The sequence below is a fragment of the Bacillus sp. WP8 genome (assembly GCF_000800825.1).
GTDB lineage: Bacteria > Bacillota > Bacilli > Bacillales > Bacillaceae > Bacillus > Bacillus safensis.
Map to the genome: position 1 here is coordinate 2,399,235 of NZ_CP010075.1, position 17,239 is coordinate 2,416,473.

Below are 17,239 nucleotides of genomic sequence, written 5' to 3' on the forward strand. Positions count from 1 at the left end.
TCTATTCTGCCTCTTGAATCAGCTTTTGCGCATGTAGTGCCAGCATATGGTCAGGCTGCACGTCAATGGCTTTACCCAGCATCTCAAGCGCTTCGTCTTTTTTCTCTAAGTACGCATACGCAACCCCTAAATTATAAAAGGCGTCTGCATGCTGCGGATCACGCGTGATGACTTCAGTAAAAGTTGTCACCGCTTCTTCCAGCATGTGTTCATTGGCTAAGCACATGCCAAATTGGAATCTTGCTTCATTATCTTCTTCGTTTAGTTCAACGGCACGCTGAAGATACGGCATCGCAAGCTTTGGCTGCTCTAATTTGATGAGCGTCTGCCCAAGCATATAAAACAAATCACTATTTTCCATGCCCGCTTTTAGTGCTTGTTCAAAATAATCTTTCGCTTTCATAAAGTCTTCTTTTAATGTATACACATTTCCTGCCCCGTAATAGGCTGCAGCGGCGGTATGATCAAGTTCAATTGCTTTTTGAAAAAAGTTTAAAGCACGTTCAAATTCATTGATACTTGAAAGTAAGTTCGCAAAGTTAATATATGGAACCGGGTCCTTCGGGCTTTCTTCGATCGCTTTTGTAAAAGCTTCAGCTGCTTTTTCGATATTCCCTTGATTCAAGGCTTCTATGCCGATTTCGTTATGATTCATTCGCTCTCTCATCCTTTCATTAAAAAACCTCAACAGCGACGTTGAGGTTTTGAAAACATGCTACACATACGACAGCTTTTGACCATCTTTGAAGACATCGTCAATTGTACCGCCGCCAAGACATTCGTCACCATCATAAAAAACAACCGCTTGTCCCGGAGTAACAGCACGAACAGGCTCATCAAAAATAACCATCGCTTCTTGCTCACCTGTCATTTTGACCTTCACATGGTGATCTTCTTGACGGTATCTGAATTTTGCTGTGCACGTTAATTCACCGTTTTCCCCGACAATATGAGGACGAGTCCAGCTGATATTAACGGCTGAAATGCTTTCAGAGTATAAAAGTGGATTGTGGAAGCCTTGTTCAACAAACAAGATGTTTTTCTCCAAGTCTTTCCCAACGACAAACCAAGGATCACCACTGCCGCCAATGCCAAGTCCTTGGCGCTGACCGATCGTGTAATACATCAGTCCATCGTGTTCCCCTTTTACTTCTCCGTCCATTGTCTGCATCACACCAGGCTGTGCAGGCAAATATTGACTGAGGAACGTTTTAAAGTTTCTTTCTCCAATAAAGCAGATACCTGTTGAATCTTTTTTCGTTGCTGTTGCGAGCTCTGCTTCTTTTGCCAATTCACGAACCCTTTTTTTCTCTAAATCACCGATTGGGAACATGACTTTATCAAGTTGTTCCTGTGTCAGCTGATTTAAGAAATACGTTTGGTCTTTGTTTGCATCAAGACCTCGCAGCATTTTGACTTCATCACCAGTTCTATCAACACGGGCATAGTGTCCTGTTGCCAAATAATCCGCACCGAGTGACAATGCATGCTCAAGGAATGCCTTGAACTTAATTTCTTTGTTACACATGACATCTGGGTTTGGCGTTCTGCCCGCTTTATATTCATCAAGGAAATATTGAAACACTTTGTCCCAATATTGCTTCTCGAAATTTACTGCATAATATGGGATTCCAATTTGGTTACACACGCGGATGACATCCTCATAGTCTTCCGTTGCTGTGCAAACACCATTTTCATCAGTGTCATCCCAGTTTTTCATAAATATGCCGATGACATCATAGCCTTGCTCCTTTAGCATAAGAGCGGCAACTGATGAATCGACTCCTCCGGACATACCGACCACAACTCTTGTATCTTCTGGTCTTTTTGTCATCTTCATCAACTCCAATTTCAATGAAACAACATACGCGTTTCGTTCTTCAGGTGCTTCGCTGTTTCATTTTTCACACACGAACAAAAGGAAGCATTTATTTGGCTAGGCGTTTGACAACAGCTGCTATCTTACGTGCCGCCTGCTTCACATGATCCTCTTCATTCCCAAGACCGAAGCTTATTCTGACTGAGGATGTCAGCTCTTTTGCTTCTTCGCCATACATGGCGCTTAACACGTGCGAAGGAAGGACAGATCCAGCCGTACATGCCGATCCGCTTGAAACAGCAATTCCTTCCATATCTAAATTCACAAGCAGCGATTCAATGGAGACGCCCGGGAAATGAACATTTAAAATGTGCGGCAATGTCTCTTTCGGATGTCCATTGATAGAGAAATTGAGAGATTCCTCTTCGAATACTTGCAGCATAGTTTCTTTGAGCTTACCATAATGCATCGCTTTTTCTCTTCTATTTTGCTTCGTTAATTGAACAGCTTCTGCAAGCCCAACAATTCCTGCCACATTTTCAGTGCCAGCACGGCGCTTTCTTTCTTGTTCCCCTCCGAATATTTGCGGAGAAAGTTTCACGCCTTCGTTTACATATAAAAAGCCTGTTCCCATCGGACCGTTCAGCTTATGGCCAGAAGCAGATAAAAGATCAATATGGAGATCTGCTGCATCAATAGGCACTGTGCCAAACGCCTGCACTGCGTCTGTATGAAAATGAGCAGTGTGATCATGTAGAAGTTCGCCAATGGCTTTGATTGGCTGAATCACACCTGTTTCATTATTGCCGTACATGACGGTCACAAGAATCGTATCATCTCTCAATGCTTGTTTTAATTGATCAAGATGAATCAATCCCGTTTCGTCCACATCTAAATACGTCACTTCAAATCCTAACTTCTCTAGGCGTTCACATGTATGCAGCACCGCATGATGCTCTGTTTTCACTGTGATGATATGTTTTCCTTCATGCTGTCTTGCCATGGCAACACCTGTGATTGCCAGGTTGTCCGCCTCAGTTCCACCGCTTGTGAGGATGATCTCCTGTGGTTTACAGTGTAATTCTCCTGCAATGACTTCTCTTGCTTCATCGAGCCACTTTCTTGCCTCGCGCCCATATGAATGAATACTAGAGGGATTGCCAAATATCTCTGTAAAGTACGGCATCATCTTGTCCACAATACGCTGATCCATCGGCGTTGTGGCTGCATGATCTAAATAGATTCGTTCCATTTCCGGTACACCTCTGATCTAAATATAGAACATATACGAGTCTTGATCCCCGTCATCTGTGTAGCTTGCCAAGTCTTCAAGAGTTGTATTGTCTAGTACGTCTTTTACTGCATCACGAATACGAATCCATAGTTCACGCTTTGCTGGTTCTTCGTTTTCGATGACTTCAACAGGACTAATTGGTCCTTCTAATACACGAATAATATCACCTGCTGTGATCTCGTTTGGTTCATGTGCAAGAACATAGCCGCCATACGCACCGCGGATACTTTTTACAAGACGGGCATTGCGGAGTGGTGATACAAGCTGCTCTAAATAATGCTCAGACAAATCATTGTTTTGAGCGATTGATTTTAATGATGTAGGGCCTTCGCCATGTTTTTTGGCTAATTCGATCATGATCGTCAGACCATATCTGCCTTTAGTTGATATTTTCAAGTTAAACACCTCTGCGTTTTCTATTCTATGTCATCAATTATTTTTCTGATTTCATATACGCTGATATATAGACCAAAAGCAATTATATCATACTTTCAGCCAACTTTCATTTACGGGTATTGAGCACAATAGGAGGACGCATCCCTTTTCTATTTGAAGAAATTTCGGTACTCTATACAAACAAGACATTGCTTTAGGAGAGATAATTATGAAACCTTTAGCGTACCGGATGCGCCCAAGTCATATTGAAGACATTATTGGGCAGGAGCATCTTGTTGGAGAAGGTCAAATTATTAAACGAATGGTCGAGGCAAAGCATTTATCCTCGATGATTTTATACGGACCGCCGGGCATCGGCAAAACATCGATTGCGACCGCAATTGCTGGCAGTACAAGCATTGCTTTTCGTACATTGAATGCGGTCATTCATAACAAAAAGGATATGGAAGCTGTCGCCGCTGAAGCGAAAATGAGCGGACAGGTGATCCTTATTTTAGACGAAGTCCACCGGCTTGATAAAGGTAAGCAGGATTTTCTCCTTCCTTATTTAGAAAATGGCATGATCATTTTAATTGGCGCAACGACGGCTAATCCCTATCATGCGATCAATCCCGCCATCCGAAGCCGGACACAAATATTCGAGCTGAAGCCGCTTGAAACAGAGCAAATCAAAGCTGCGTTAACAAGAGCCTTACAGGATGAGCATCGCGGGCTTGGCGGTTATGAGGTGACCGTGGACGATGAAGCGATGAATCATTTTGCCAATGGCTGCGGAGGAGACGTGCGTTCTGCTTTAAATGCACTAGAACTCGCTGTCTTATCGACAAAACCTGATGAGACCGGGCATATCAAAATTACTCTTGCCGCAGCAGAAGAATGCTTACAAAAAAAGAGCTTCTCACATGACAAGAATGGTGATGCTCATTATGATGTCCTCTCGGCTTTTCAAAAATCCATTAGGGGATCTGATACAGATGCGGCGCTGCATTACCTTGCCAGACTGATCGAAGCAGGAGACCTTGAAAGCATTTCAAGGAGATTACTCGTGATGGCTTACGAGGACATTGGCTTAGCCAGTCCGCAGGCAGGCCCCCGCGTGTTAAGCGCAGTACAAACAGCAGAAAGAATCGGTTTCCCAGAAGCACGGATTCCACTGGCGAACGCAGTGATTGAACTGTGTCTTTCTCCTAAGTCCAATTCGGCATATAAGGCGATTGATGCGGCACTTGGTGACATTCGTACAGGGAAAATTGGTGAGGTTCCAGTTCATTTAAAAGATGCACACTACAAAGGCGCCACAGCACTCGGAAGAGGTGTCGATTACTTATACCCACATGATTACGAGAACGGCTGGGTGAAGCAGCAATATTTACCTGATCCGCTGAAAAACAAGCAATACTATGTACCGAAGCAAACCGGAAAATTTGAAGGTGCATTGAAACAGGTCTATGAAAATTTAAAACGCCAAAAATAAAAAAAGCCCCCTGCATAATTAGCAGGCGGGCTGTTTATTTATCCTTCACACGTGTAATCGGAATATCCTTTAAAAGCTTCATAATGACATGACCACCCATGATCAGTCCGGCAACTGACGGAACGAACGCATTGGATGATGGCGGCATTTGCGCCTTGCGAATCTTCGCTTCATCATTTCCAACTTCTTTTCTGACATCTTCGCGAATGACAATCGGACTTTCATCAGAGAAAATAACTTCAATTCCTTTACGAATCCCTTCCTTACGCAGACGTGTTCTCACGACTTTTGCAATAGGATCGGTATGTGTTTTTGAAATATCATCAATTTTGAAGCGTGTCGGATCTGTTTTGTTCGCAGCTCCCATACTTGAAATGATGTTCACACCGCGGTTCAGACACTCTTTCATTAAATGAATTTTATAGTGAATGGTATCTGAGGCATCAATGACATAATCAAGCGGATACTCAAAAAATTGCTCGTATGTTTCCTCTGTATAAAACATTTTAAGCGCAACAACTTCACATTCTGGATTAATATCAGCGATTCTCGCCTGCATTAAGTCAACCTTTGGCTGGCCAACTGTTGATAGCAATGCTGGAAGCTGACGGTTTACATTTGTAATATCAATATCATCTTTATCAACAAGAACAATACGGCCAACGCCTGAACGAGCGAGTGCCTCTACTGCGAATGAACCAACGCCGCCCACACCAAGCACTGCAACTGTACTGTTTTTTAGTATATTTAAGCCTTCCTTGCCAATGGCAAGCTCGTTTCTTGAAAACTGATGTAACAAGTGCCTCACTCCACCTTTATTTAAAATGAATCGAAAGAATCATATCATATTCAGACTTCTCCGTCATCCTTCTCTAAAAGAAAAAAACACAAAAAAGTCCCGATGACGCCGCCAGCATTTCCTTCGTTTTGAACCCCGCACCATGCAGGTGGGTGCTTTCTTCCTGACTTTATAAGTCCTCTAATGAGGCATTTATGCAGAAAGGAAAGGCAAGCTCCCGTATAAAAAAATGTTCGGTCAAAACTAGGTAACCACCGTACGTATCAGGACTTTATTTATTGATTGATGAAAGCATATCATAGGCATATTTCTTTTTCAAGCGTTTACATACCTATAAACATGCACCTATTTTACTGTTTTACTTTTGTTTTAATCGCTAAACTCAGCTCATCAAGCTGCGCCTCGCTCACATGGCCAGGGGCATCTGTGAGAACGCAGCTCGCACTTGCCGTTTTCGGGAATGCAATCGTATCTCTTAAGTTAGAGCGGCCTGCAAGCAGCATCACTAAACGATCAAGCCCAAGCGCGATTCCGCCATGCGGAGGAACACCATGCTCGAACGCATCCAGAAGGAAGCCGAATTGTTCGTAGGCCTCTTCTTTTGAAAAACCAAGTAAGCCAAACATTTTTTCTTGAATGTCCTTTTCAAAAATACGAATAGAACCTCCGCCAAGCTCGTAGCCATTTAGCACAAGATCGTAAGCCTGTGCCTTCATATCTTCTGGGCTTGTTTCAATTAATTCAAGATCATCGCGAACTGGCATTGTGAATGGATGATGGGCAGCATAGAAGCGGCCTTCTTCTTCATCCTTTTCAAGCAGCGGCCAATCGACAACCCATAAGAAATTGAATACAGACTCATCGATCAGTTCAAGCTCTTTACCAAGTTTTAAGCGAAGCGCACCAAGTGCATCATGAACAACAGACGTCTTATCTGCGACAAAGAGTAAAAGGTCGCCTTCTTCAACTTGCAGCTGTTCTTTTAATTCAGCTTGCTTTGCATCATCAAAGAATTTAGCGATCGGACCTTTTAATTCAGTCCCTTCTGCTTTTAGCCAAGCTAGACCTTTTGCACCGTAGTTCGCTGCAAATGCACCAAGTGCATCAATGTCTTTTCTTGAATAGTTCGATGCAGCCCCTTTTACATTGATGGCTTTCACAGCTCCACCATTTTTCACAGCTCCACTAAACACTTTGAAATCGGAGTCTTTTACCGTATCTGAAATGTTAACCAGCTTCATCTCAAAACGTGTATCCGGTTTATCAGATCCATAGGAATTCATGGCTTCATCGTATGTCATACGAGGTAATGGCAATGTAAGGTCTACACCTTTGACATCTTTCATTACCTTCGCCATCATCTCTTCAGCAAGCGTCATGATGTCCTCTTGACTCATAAAGGACATTTCAATATCGACTTGTGTGAATTCCGGCTGACGGTCAGCACGCAAATCTTCATCTCTAAAGCAGCGGGCAATTTGATAATAACGGTCCATCCCAGAAACCATCAGCAATTGTTTAAATAATTGCGGAGACTGAGGCAGTGCATAAAATTCTCCCTCGTGTACACGGCTTGGAACAAGATAGTCACGCGCACCTTCTGGCGTACTTTTCGTTAAAATTGGTGTTTCAATGTCTAGAAAGCCGTTGTCGTCTAAGAAATGGCGGAATGCTTTTGTGACTTCATGTCGCATTTTCATTGTTTCAAACATTGCAGGGCGGCGAAGATCTAGGTAACGATATTTTAAACGAACATCTTCTGATACCTCGTCTGCTTGATCTGAAATCACAAATGGAGGAGTCTTCGCTTCATTTAAAACGGTGACCGTTTCGACTTGAATTTCAATTTTGCCCGTTTTTAAATTTGGGTTGATCGTTGCTTCTTCTCTTGCGACAACCGTTCCTTTAATATCAAGGACATATTCGTTACGAATTGATTCTGCTGTCTCAAGCGCCTCTTTTGATAAGTCTGGATTGAAGACAACTTGTACAATCCCTGAACGGTCGCGCAAATCAATAAAGATTAAACCGCCTAGGTCACGCCTTTTTTGAACCCATCCTTTTAATACAACTGACTGACCGATTTGGTCTTCTGTTACTTCTCCACAATAAAAAGTTCTACCAAACACAAACATTCCACTCCTTCTTTACGCTTTCTGGTGGGCCTTCAACATTTGAATCAGCTCATCAAGCTTCACTTCAATTTGTTCACCCGTAGTTGTATCTTTCACATTCACAATTTGCTGTGCAAGTTCATCTTCACCAAGAACTGCAATAAATTTGGCTTTTAAACGATCAGCTGCTTTAAATTGTCCTTTTAGTTTCTTCCCTGTATAGTCCATTTCACTTGAGATACCTTCTTTTCTCAGACGGTTTAATAATGAAACAGAATAATCCTTCGCTTCATCTCCGAGAGCAGCAATGTATAAATCAATACCATCTTGCAGAGGAAGCTCAATTCCTTCAGCATCGATCGCTGATAGGAAACGCTCAATACTCATCGCAAATCCGATCCCTGGTGATTCAGGACCGCCAATTCCTTCAACGAGTCCATCATAACGGCCGCCGCCGGCTAATGTTGTAATCGCACCAAAGCCTTCTGCATTACTCATGATCTCAAATGCTGTGTGATTGTAGTAATCAAGACCGCGCACTAAATTTGGATCGACGACATACTCAATGCCTATATCTGATAAGTATTGTTTGACCTTTTCAAAATACGTCCGTGATTCTTCATTTAAGTAATCTTGAATGGATGGAGCTGTTGTCATCAGTTCATGATCACGATCCTTTTTACAATCAAGAATGCGCAGCGGATTTTGATGTAAACGAGTTTGACAGTCGTGACAGAATTCCTCAATTCTTGGCTCAAAGTGCTTGACCAGTGCTGTGCGGTAGTCTGCACGGCTCTCTTTGTCACCAAGGCTGTTAATGACGAGTTTTAAGTTAGAAAGGCCTGCTTTCTCATACACACTCATCGCCAGTGAAATGACCTCTGCATCAATGGCAGGATCTTTGGAACCAATCGCTTCGATCCCAAATTGATAAAATTGACGATATCTTCCTGTTTGCGGACGTTCATAGCGGAACATTGGTCCGATGTAATACAGCTTAGTTGGCTGAGCCGGCTGTGCAAACAATTTATTTTCAACATAAGAACGGACGGTTGAAGCTGTTCCCTCTGGACGGAGTGTGATGCTGCGTCCTTTTTTATCTTCAAATGTGTACATCTCTTTTTGAACGATATCAGTTGATTCGCCTACTCCCCGTGCAAACAGCTCTGTATGCTCAAAAATCGGTGTGCGGATTTCTTTGTATTGAAAGGCTGCACATGTATCTCTCGCAATTTGTTCAACATACTGCCAGCGTTCTGACTCTCCAGGTAAAATATCCTGTGTGCCTCTTGGAATATTAAAACTCATTTTTCGTCCTCCTACGACCATCATTCATTTTTTATGTGGACATATAAAAAACCCCCGCCTCTACTATGTGTATAGTAGGGACGAGAGTTATACCCGTGGTGCCACCCTAGTTGGAACATGATCAAGCATGTTCCCGCTCAAATCCTTAACGCAGATTCACGTTCTCCGCCTATTGACTCATTTTTCGAGCGTTCAGCAGGAAACCTACAGAGTGTTCTTTCGTGATAAATGCCATGCGGATTCGCTTTCAGCCTAAGGCGATTCCTCTCTGCTCACGCAATTTACCCTACTATTCTCTATCATCAGTTCCACATTTTAAATTTTCAAGTGTGTTGATTTATATTATAATAAGGTCGGTGCTGCCACTCTGTCAACCCTTGCCGTGCCTCTTTTTCTTTTCCAGCTCTTCTTTTGACGTACATCCGTATTCAGATGCGGTTTCTTCAAGGAAGCCTGGCTGATCCATTTCGTCATGCTGCCAGCGGTCGATATCACGATGTCCATTATATTGCACTCGTCCTAATTTTCTGCTTAATCTCATGTTTGTACATCCTTTTATCACATTTTTATTTAGTATAAACAGATTGATTCATTTTTATTAGGGAAACTGCAAGGAATTCATCCACTACATAACGAATTAACATTCATCGGTTTTACAAGGGAGGGGAAAACACCGTTTTGAATCTGAAAAAACACAATCAAATGATGATGCTGCTTACTTGTTTTGTTCTCATCGCGAGTTCTTTGCCTATGACACATGCTACAGCACAAACAGATCAAGCTGTGGTCGCAACAGATGAAATCAATGTGAGAACGGGCCCTGGTTTAAGCTATGGAATTGCAGCTGTTGTAAAACGCGGCGAAAGTTATCCTATTCTCACTGAACAAGGAGAATGGGTGCAGATCCAATTATCAAACGGACAAAAAGGCTGGGTCGTCTCATGGTTGATCACCACATCATCCGGCGCTCAAAAAACAGAGAAACCAAAGGCGCAAGCTCAAAGCACGGCTGGAGGCAGTACCATTACATCGACAGCTTCCGACCTTCGCATCCGGACAGGCCCTGGGACTTCCTATCAAGTGATTGGTACTTTCCCGCAAGGCGCTTCCGCTAAAAAGCTCGAGACAAGCGGCGAATGGACGAAAATTTCTTATAAACAAGCAGAAGGCTGGGTTCACTCTGATTATGTTTCAGGGGGGCAGAAAACTTCTCAATCAAGCTCCGGCGGGTCTTCTCGCTCTAACCAGACAGGCACAGTTGGCGTATCGAGCTTGAATGTGAGGCAATCGGCCGCACCAAATGCACAAGTCATCGCTTCACTTGCCCGCAACACACAGATCACCATTTTGCGAGAGCAGAACGGCTGGTATGAAATTGAGGGGAAAGGCGTAAAAGGCTGGGTTGCAAGCTATTACATTGTCACAGGCAAAGGAGCAGGCTCTGCACCTGAAAAGAGTTCATCCTCTTCGGCTTCTGAGCAAAAAGCGTACATTGTCTATGACGGCACCAACATTCGAAAAAGCGCTTCTACCTCTGCTGGGATTGCAGAAAGAGCAACAAAAGGAGCTGCCTATCACATTGTTCGGACGCAAGGTGACTGGTACGAGGTGACACTATCGAACGGCGGGACTGGCTATGTAGCGAGCTGGGTCGTTCAAACGAAGAAAAATAGCAGCGAAGCGCCAAGACCTCAGCAGGATTCATCGTCTGGGACTGGTTCTTTAAAAGGAAAAACGATTGTTCTTGACCCTGGTCATGGCGGAAAAGACAGCGGCACAATTGGCGCAGACGGTGCTTTTGAAAAGAACATCACCATCAAAACCGCCAATTTACTGGCAGGCAAATTAAGAGCTTCTGGTGCAAATGTGTATTTAACTAGAAGTGACGATACCTTTATCAGCCTTCAATCGAGGGTGGCGACATCTCATTACCGAAATGCAGATGCATTTATTAGTCTTCATTATGATAGTTTTATGGATCAAAGTGTTAGAGGAAGTACAGCGTATTATTATCACGCAGCAAAAGATCAGCAATTAGCGTCAAGCGTTCATTCCGAAGTCGCAAAACGCTCTCAAATCCCTGATAAGGGTGTCAAATTCGGAGATTACTTTGTTTTAAGAGAAAACAAACGCCCTTCCCTTTTATATGAACTCGGGTATTTAAGCAATCCTCAGGAGGAAGCGATCATTTATAGCGCCTCTTACCAGGAACGAGTCACAGAAGGAATGACTGAAGGATTAAAACAATATTTCCGTTAAAAAAAGAGGCCTCTGCGCCTCTTTTTTTGTTTGACCACAAAAGAAAAAGACTCTAAACAAACTCCCGCATGAGTTCATCTACAGTCTAAAGAGAATCTATTCTTTGCTGTCCATCAAGATCGTGACTGGTCCTGAATTGGTCAATGACACGTCCATCATCGCACCAAAACGGCCAGTTTCAACATGGATACCTTTTTCTCTAAGGGTTTTATTGAAACATTCGTAAAGCGAATTGGCTGCATCCGGCTTGGCGGCTTTCATAAAATTCGGCCGTCTGCCCTTTCTCGTATCACCATAAAGGGTAAATTGCGACACAGACAGAATGCTTCCTTTTATATCCAATAGCGAACGATTCATTTTCCCATTTTCATCTTCAAAAATACGTAAATGTGCAAGTTTTTCAGCTAAGTAAAGCACATCTTCTTCTGTATCTTCGTGTGTGACACCAACAAGCACCATATATCCATCGCTGATGGCACCTGTGATCTCTTCTTCTACCTTCACAGATGCATTTGTCACACGCTGCACAACAAGCCTCATAGACGATATACTTCCTTTCTAATTCATGAATCGGCGAACAGAGTAAATGTCTTTGATTTGTTTAATGCGCTCGACTACTTTGTGCAAATGATTAATATTTTGGATAAAGATCGCCATATGGATCGTCGCCACTTTGTTACGATCAGACTTCCCAGAAACAGAGGAGATGTTCGTTTTGGTTTCGTTAACTGCTTGAAGCACCTCATTGAGTAAGCCACGTCTATCATATCCTAATATTTCAATTTCCACATTGTATTCTTTACGGTTTTGAGCAGGCTGCTCATGCTCCCACTCGACCGGAATTAACCGCTCCTGCGCTTCTCCTGTCTTCACGTTCGGACAGTCCTCACGGTGAACAGATACGCCTCGGCCCTTCGTAATAAAACCGACAATGCTATCGCCAGGAACAGGGTTACAGCACTTAGATAAGCGGACAAGCAGGTTATCAATCCCTTTGACCCTTACGCCAGCTTCCCGTTTTTTCCCGTGATACGTCTTTGGTTCCACCGTCACTTCTTGAACGGTTTTCTCTTGCTCTTCTTGATCTCTTTGTTTTCTTTCTTTTTCCGTTAAACGATTGGCGACTTGTAGTGCAGTAATGCCGTTATATCCAACAGCTGCATACATGTCCTCTTCGTTTGAAAAATTAAATTTGTCAGCCACTTTTTGCAGGTTTTCAGCGGTCAGAATGTCTTTGACATCAAACTCAAGGTTTTTGATTTCTTTTTCCACGAGCTCTCGGCCTTTTTCGACATTTTCTTCACGGCGCTGTTTTTTGAAAAACTGTCTGATCTTGTGCTTCGCTTGGGAGGTTTGGGCAAGCTTGACCCAATCCTGACTTGGCCCATAGCTGTGCTTTGATGTCAGAATTTCAATAATGTCACCTGTTTTTAGTTTGTGATCGAGTGTGACCATTTTGCCATTGACCTTGGCACCGATCGTTTTATTCCCAATTTCCGAGTGAATTCGGTAAGAGAAATCAATCGGAACTGAGCCCGACGGCAGTTCAATGACGTCTCCTTTTGGTGTAAACACAAACACCATATCAGAGAAGAGATCGATTTTTAATGATTCCATAAATTCTTCTGCATCTGTGGATTCGTTTTGGAATTCAAGAATTTCTCTAAACCAAGAAAGCTTCTTCTGGAAGACCGCTTCTTCCGTTGATTCTGCTGACTCTTTGCCTTCTTTATATGCCCAGTGTGCCGCAATCCCATATTCTGCAATTTCATGCATTTCCACTGTACGGATCTGAACTTCAAGCGGATCACCTTTTGGCCCAATCACCGTTGTATGAAGAGATTGGTACATGTTTGGCTTTGGCATCGCAATATAATCCTTAAATCTGCCTGGCATCGGTTTCCAGCATGTATGGATAATACCGAGCACCGCATAACAGTCTTTAATGCTGTCGACCAAAATACGAACGGCAAGCAGATCATAAATTTCATTAAACTGCTTATTTTGCAAGACCATTTTGCGATAAATGCTATAAATATGTTTTGGTCTTCCGGAAAATTCAGCCTTGATGTTCACCTCAGACACGCGGTCTTTCACTTCATTGACAACCTCGTCCAAGTATTCCTCACGTTCCGCTCGTTTACGCTTCATCAGATTCACAATTCGGTAATATTGCTGCGGATTTAAATAGCGGAGTGCCGTATCTTCAAGCTCCCACTTAATCTTTGAAATCCCTAATCTGTGCGCAAGTGGTGCAAAGATTTCAAGTGTTTCATTTGAAATTCTTCGCTGCTTTTCCTGCGGAAGATGTTTGAGCGTTCTCATGTTATGAAGACGGTCTGCCAGCTTAATCAAGATCACGCGGATATCTTGCGCCATTGCAACAAACATTTTTCGATGGTTTTCGGCCTGCTGTTCTTCTTGTGATTTATATTTAATCTTCCCGAGCTTAGTGACACCATCAACAAGCATTGCTACTTCTTCGTTAAAATGCTCTTTTAAATCCTGTAATGTCACATCTGTATCCTCAACTACATCGTGCAGGAAACCGCCTGCAATGGTTGATGGATCCATTTCAAGGTCAACAAGAATGCCCGCCACTTGAATTGGATGGATAATATAGGGCTCACCAGATTTCCGGTATTGCTCCTTGTGTGCATTTTCAGCATATTCATATGCTCGCTCTATAAATTGAATATGTTCAGCGGACAGGTATTCTCTTGCCTTGTCAATGACCTGCTGCGCCGTTAAAACTTGTTCGTTCGCCATGGAATCACCTTTTTAAATGAAAACTGTATTGTAGTTTATTATCAAGAAAAATTCGATAGATGTAAAGAGAAGAAGTCCGCTAAAAGATTTTTGATAGGAAAAAAGCACCCTTCTTACTGAGTGCTTTTTACGAAAAACTCCATTAGTATTGCATTAACGTCATGATGTCGTAGCCGTCAAGCTTCTTTCTGCCATCCAGATACGTCAGCTCAATCAAAAATGCAATCCCTGCCACAACGCCGCCTAATTCCTCTACAAGCTTGATGGACGCTTCAATTGTTCCACCAGTTGCCAGTAAGTCATCAGTAATCAGGACACGCTGACCGGGACGAATCGCATCTTTATGAATCGTTAATACATCTTTACCATATTCCAAGCCGTAATCGACTTTAATGACTTCACGAGGAAGCTTTCCTTCTTTACGAACCGGTGCAAAACCTACACCAAGTGCGTATGCTACAGGGCAGCCAATAATGAATCCACGCGCTTCAGGTCCAACAATGAGATCAATGTCTCTTTCCTTCGCGTATTCAACGATCTGATCCGTTGCATAACGGTACACTTCGCCTTTATCCATTAACGTTGTAATATCTTTAAATTGTACACCTTCCTTTGGGTAGTCAGGTACAACTGTCACATATTGTTTTAAATCCATCTTTTCCTTTTCCTCCTCGTACGTCAAAGCACAGGTGAGACTTCGCTCATCATGCTATTCAGCCATTCCTTCAGCTCTTTAGCTGAGGAATATGTTAGTGTTTGATCGAGTTCCATCAATCGTTGTTTTGCTGTATAGGACGCTGATGCCGTTAAATCTTTTTTAGGGGCATCAAGTACTATTGACAGCACACCATTCTCTATTTTAACAAAACCGAGTTCAAAAAACACCTTTGTCATAAAAATGATTGTATCTTTTGTCCAGCCTCTATGTTTGGCAAGCTCCATTCCTTGTTCTTTGATAGGAAAACTTCCCCGTTTAAACAAGAACCCATAAAACCATTTGAATTGATCACGGCTTGGGAAAGAGGACATAAAATGATCTTCTTCTCTTTGAAAAACCGTATAAATTCTGGCAGGCTTCTGATTTTCTAAAACCTGCTTCAGCAATTGGTCATCTGCCGGAACATCCGCAAAGACCACATACTTTCCGTGTACATCAAACGTTGATACATTTTCTGCATGAACATGATGAATGGGGATATCGACGTTCTGTTTTGTTGCTTCATCAAAACAGACAACCAAAGATTTTTCTGAATCCAGCGTCGAAACTTTCTTCTCCCAATCCTTTTTCCCGCGCAGATCAAACAGCTGCCATTCATCAACTCGTGCATCTTTTAACATCAGCTGGGGCTTTTTCCGGTTATTCCATTCATTGACGGACATTTCTCCAATCACGGAAATGCGGCTTCCTGGAACAATTTCTTCTTTTAATTTCCCTTGGTGAAAGCCGACACAGTCAAGCAGCTTGTCTTCGTCTTTCAGAGACATTTTAATATGGTTGTGATTTGCCCCAATTGTTCGGATATCTTCAAGCTTCGCATCTTCAATCATAATGAACGGTTTTGGGTTTGACATACCAAATGGTGACAGCATCCCCGCTTCTTCAATCGCTTGAACCGTCAATTCGTCTACCTTGCACACGGCATCGACCCGCTGAATGGGAATAAAATCTTCTTCCGTCAATGTTTCATTGGCATATTGATTTAATCTTTCCCTTAGTAAAGCGACATCATCCGCTCGAAGTGTCATCCCTGCTGCCATCGGATGCCCGCCGAAATGCGGCAGGATGTCGCGGCATTTGCTTAGATGGAAGAATAGATCAAAGCCAGGAATGCTTCGGGCTGATCCTTTTGCCATTTGCGTTTCTTCATCTATTCCAAGCACAATCGCTGGACGAGAAAAAGTATCCGTCAATTTAGAGGCAACAATTCCGACAACGCCCGGATTCCAGCCAGCTTTCGCTACAACGATCGCAGACTGGTCATCGCCTGCCTCTTCCACCATTTGAATGGCTTCTTCTGTGATCGTACTGACAATCTTTTGTCGTTCTTTATTCAGTTCCTGTACAAAACGAGCGAGCTCTTCTGCTTCATCCTTATCCTCAGTCATAAGAAGATGAACAGCTGGATCTGCCTGTTCAATTCGTCCTACAGCATTCAGCCTTGGCGCAATTTGAAAGCCGACCGTCTCCTCGTTCGCTTCTTCTAAAGTGGCTCCCGCTTCTTTCAATAACGCTTTCAGCCCCGGTCTATTCGACTGACGAAGCTGCATAAGCCCTTTTTTGGCGAGCCATCTATTCTCATCATGAAGCGGTACAAGATCCGCGATTGTCCCGATTGCTGCAAGATCTAACAGCTGAACTGGCAGCTCCCCAAGAAGTGCATGCGCCACTTTAAACGCTACACCTACACCAGCAAGTTCTTTAAAGGGATACTCACAGCCTGGCTGCTTAGGATGGACAATGGCAAGTGCCTCAGGCAGCTCCTCACTTGGTTCATGGTGATCTGTAATGATCAGGTCTAGCCCTATTTCTTTTGCAATACGTGCTTCATTTACAGCAGCAATGCCTGTATCAACCGTGATGACAAGCGATGCTCCTTGCTCCTTGATATATCGAAAAGCCTGTTCATTAGGCCCATAGCCTTCTTTAAACCGATCTGGAATATAAAAGTCTACTATCGCAGACCGCTCTTTTAATGTATGTAAAAGTACAGACGTACTTGTCACACCATCTGCATCATAGTCTCCGAAGATCACAATCGATTCCTGCTCTTCGATCGCTTTGTTGATGCGCTCTACTGCTTCTTTCATTCCTTTTAATAAGAATGGATCATGAAATTCGGCTTTTTGATCAAATAAAAAAGACCTCGCCTCTTCTACTTCTTCAAGTCCTCTTTTTACGAGAAGCGATGCAGTCAGCGCTGAAATATTCAGATTTTCAGAGAGTGATTTCACTTTTTCTTCGCTTGGATGTTCATATTCCCAGCGCATTTTGGATAATAACATAAAT

At 43.0% G+C, this 17,239-nt stretch carries 14 protein-coding genes, 1 other RNA gene and 1 other annotated feature; of the genes, 2 read left to right on the top strand and 13 right to left on the bottom strand.

What is annotated here, in order from left to right; translation table 11 throughout:
• Position 1: 1 nt before the first annotated feature.
• From QR42_RS12105 to cymR, 4 genes are all read right to left on the bottom strand, one after another.
• Positions 2-655 (bottom strand): tetratricopeptide repeat protein, encoded by a 654-nt coding sequence (locus QR42_RS12105; RefSeq protein WP_025092425.1) that lies wholly within the window; start codon positions 653-655, stop codon positions 2-4.
• Positions 656-715: 60 nt separating this feature from the next.
• On the bottom strand, positions 716-1,834 hold the full coding sequence (gene mnmA, locus QR42_RS12110; RefSeq protein ID WP_039180282.1) for a tRNA 2-thiouridine(34) synthase MnmA: 1,119 nt from the start codon (positions 1,832-1,834) through the stop codon (positions 716-718).
• A 94-nt stretch (positions 1,835-1,928) separates the two neighbouring features.
• The gene (locus QR42_RS12115; RefSeq protein WP_039180285.1) at positions 1,929-3,071 is read right to left on the bottom strand and encodes a cysteine desulfurase family protein; all 1,143 of its coding nucleotides are present in this window, start codon (positions 3,069-3,071) and stop codon (positions 1,929-1,931) included.
• Between the two features lie 18 nt (positions 3,072-3,089).
• Positions 3,090-3,509, bottom strand: a complete 420-nt coding sequence (gene cymR, locus QR42_RS12120) for a cysteine metabolism transcriptional regulator CymR (RefSeq protein WP_024423125.1) — start codon at positions 3,507-3,509, stop codon at positions 3,090-3,092.
• Positions 3,510-3,717: 208 nt separating this feature from the next.
• Here cymR and QR42_RS12125 point away from each other — a divergent pair, with 208 nt between their 5' ends.
• Positions 3,718-4,983, top strand: coding sequence for a replication-associated recombination protein A (locus QR42_RS12125; RefSeq protein WP_039180288.1), 1,266 nt, complete (start codon positions 3,718-3,720; stop codon positions 4,981-4,983).
• 34 nt (positions 4,984-5,017) lie between these two features.
• Here the strand turns inward: QR42_RS12125 and QR42_RS12130 are convergent, their stop codons facing one another.
• The 5 genes from QR42_RS12130 to QR42_RS19350 all read right to left on the bottom strand — a co-directional run bounded on the left by QR42_RS12130 (position 5,018) and on the right by QR42_RS19350 (position 9,745).
• Positions 5,018-5,782 carry a tRNA threonylcarbamoyladenosine dehydratase gene (locus QR42_RS12130; RefSeq protein ID WP_039180291.1) on the bottom strand — a complete coding sequence of 255 codons (765 nt, stop codon included), beginning with the start codon at positions 5,780-5,782 and terminating at the stop codon, positions 5,018-5,020.
• A gap of 92 nt (positions 5,783-5,874) precedes the next feature.
• Positions 5,875-6,055: non-coding RNA, 6S RNA (gene ssrS, locus QR42_RS19090), on the bottom strand.
• A gap of 77 nt (positions 6,056-6,132) precedes the next feature.
• Positions 6,133-7,911, bottom strand: a complete 1,779-nt coding sequence (aspS, locus tag QR42_RS12135; RefSeq protein ID WP_099663571.1) for an aspartate--tRNA ligase — start codon at positions 7,909-7,911, stop codon at positions 6,133-6,135.
• 18 nt (positions 7,912-7,929) lie between these two features.
• On the bottom strand, positions 7,930-9,204 hold the full coding sequence (hisS, locus tag QR42_RS12140; RefSeq protein WP_024423129.1) for a histidine--tRNA ligase: 1,275 nt from the start codon (positions 9,202-9,204) through the stop codon (positions 7,930-7,932).
• Between the two features lie 73 nt (positions 9,205-9,277).
• Positions 9,278-9,516 (bottom strand) — a binding site (T-box leader).
• 58 nt (positions 9,517-9,574) lie between these two features.
• Entirely contained in the window at positions 9,575-9,745 is a 171-nt protein-coding gene (locus QR42_RS19350) for a YrzK family protein (protein WP_003216250.1), read from the bottom strand.
• Positions 9,746-9,882: 137 nt separating this feature from the next.
• Between QR42_RS19350 and QR42_RS12145 the strand changes: the two genes are divergently transcribed.
• Positions 9,883-11,463 (top strand): N-acetylmuramoyl-L-alanine amidase family protein, encoded by a 1,581-nt coding sequence (locus QR42_RS12145; protein WP_039180297.1) that lies wholly within the window; start codon positions 9,883-9,885, stop codon positions 11,461-11,463.
• A 96-nt stretch (positions 11,464-11,559) separates the two neighbouring features.
• On the opposite strand, the gene dtd is transcribed toward QR42_RS12145, so the two are convergent.
• From dtd to recJ, 4 genes are all read right to left on the bottom strand, one after another.
• Complete coding sequence (dtd, locus tag QR42_RS12150) at positions 11,560-12,003, bottom strand: D-aminoacyl-tRNA deacylase (protein ID WP_039180301.1); 444 nt, start codon at positions 12,001-12,003, stop codon at positions 11,560-11,562.
• Positions 12,004-12,021: 18 nt separating this feature from the next.
• Positions 12,022-14,232: a RelA/SpoT family protein gene (locus tag QR42_RS12155; RefSeq protein ID WP_024427858.1), complete on the bottom strand. Its 2,211-nt coding sequence runs from the start codon at positions 14,230-14,232 to the stop codon at positions 12,022-12,024.
• A 142-nt stretch (positions 14,233-14,374) separates the two neighbouring features.
• The gene (locus QR42_RS12160) at positions 14,375-14,887 is read right to left on the bottom strand and encodes an adenine phosphoribosyltransferase (RefSeq protein ID WP_024423133.1); all 513 of its coding nucleotides are present in this window, start codon (positions 14,885-14,887) and stop codon (positions 14,375-14,377) included.
• Between the two features lie 23 nt (positions 14,888-14,910).
• Positions 14,911-17,235, bottom strand: coding sequence for a single-stranded-DNA-specific exonuclease RecJ (recJ, locus tag QR42_RS12165; RefSeq protein WP_039180306.1), 2,325 nt, complete (start codon positions 17,233-17,235; stop codon positions 14,911-14,913).
• Positions 17,236-17,239: the final 4 nt, after the last annotated feature.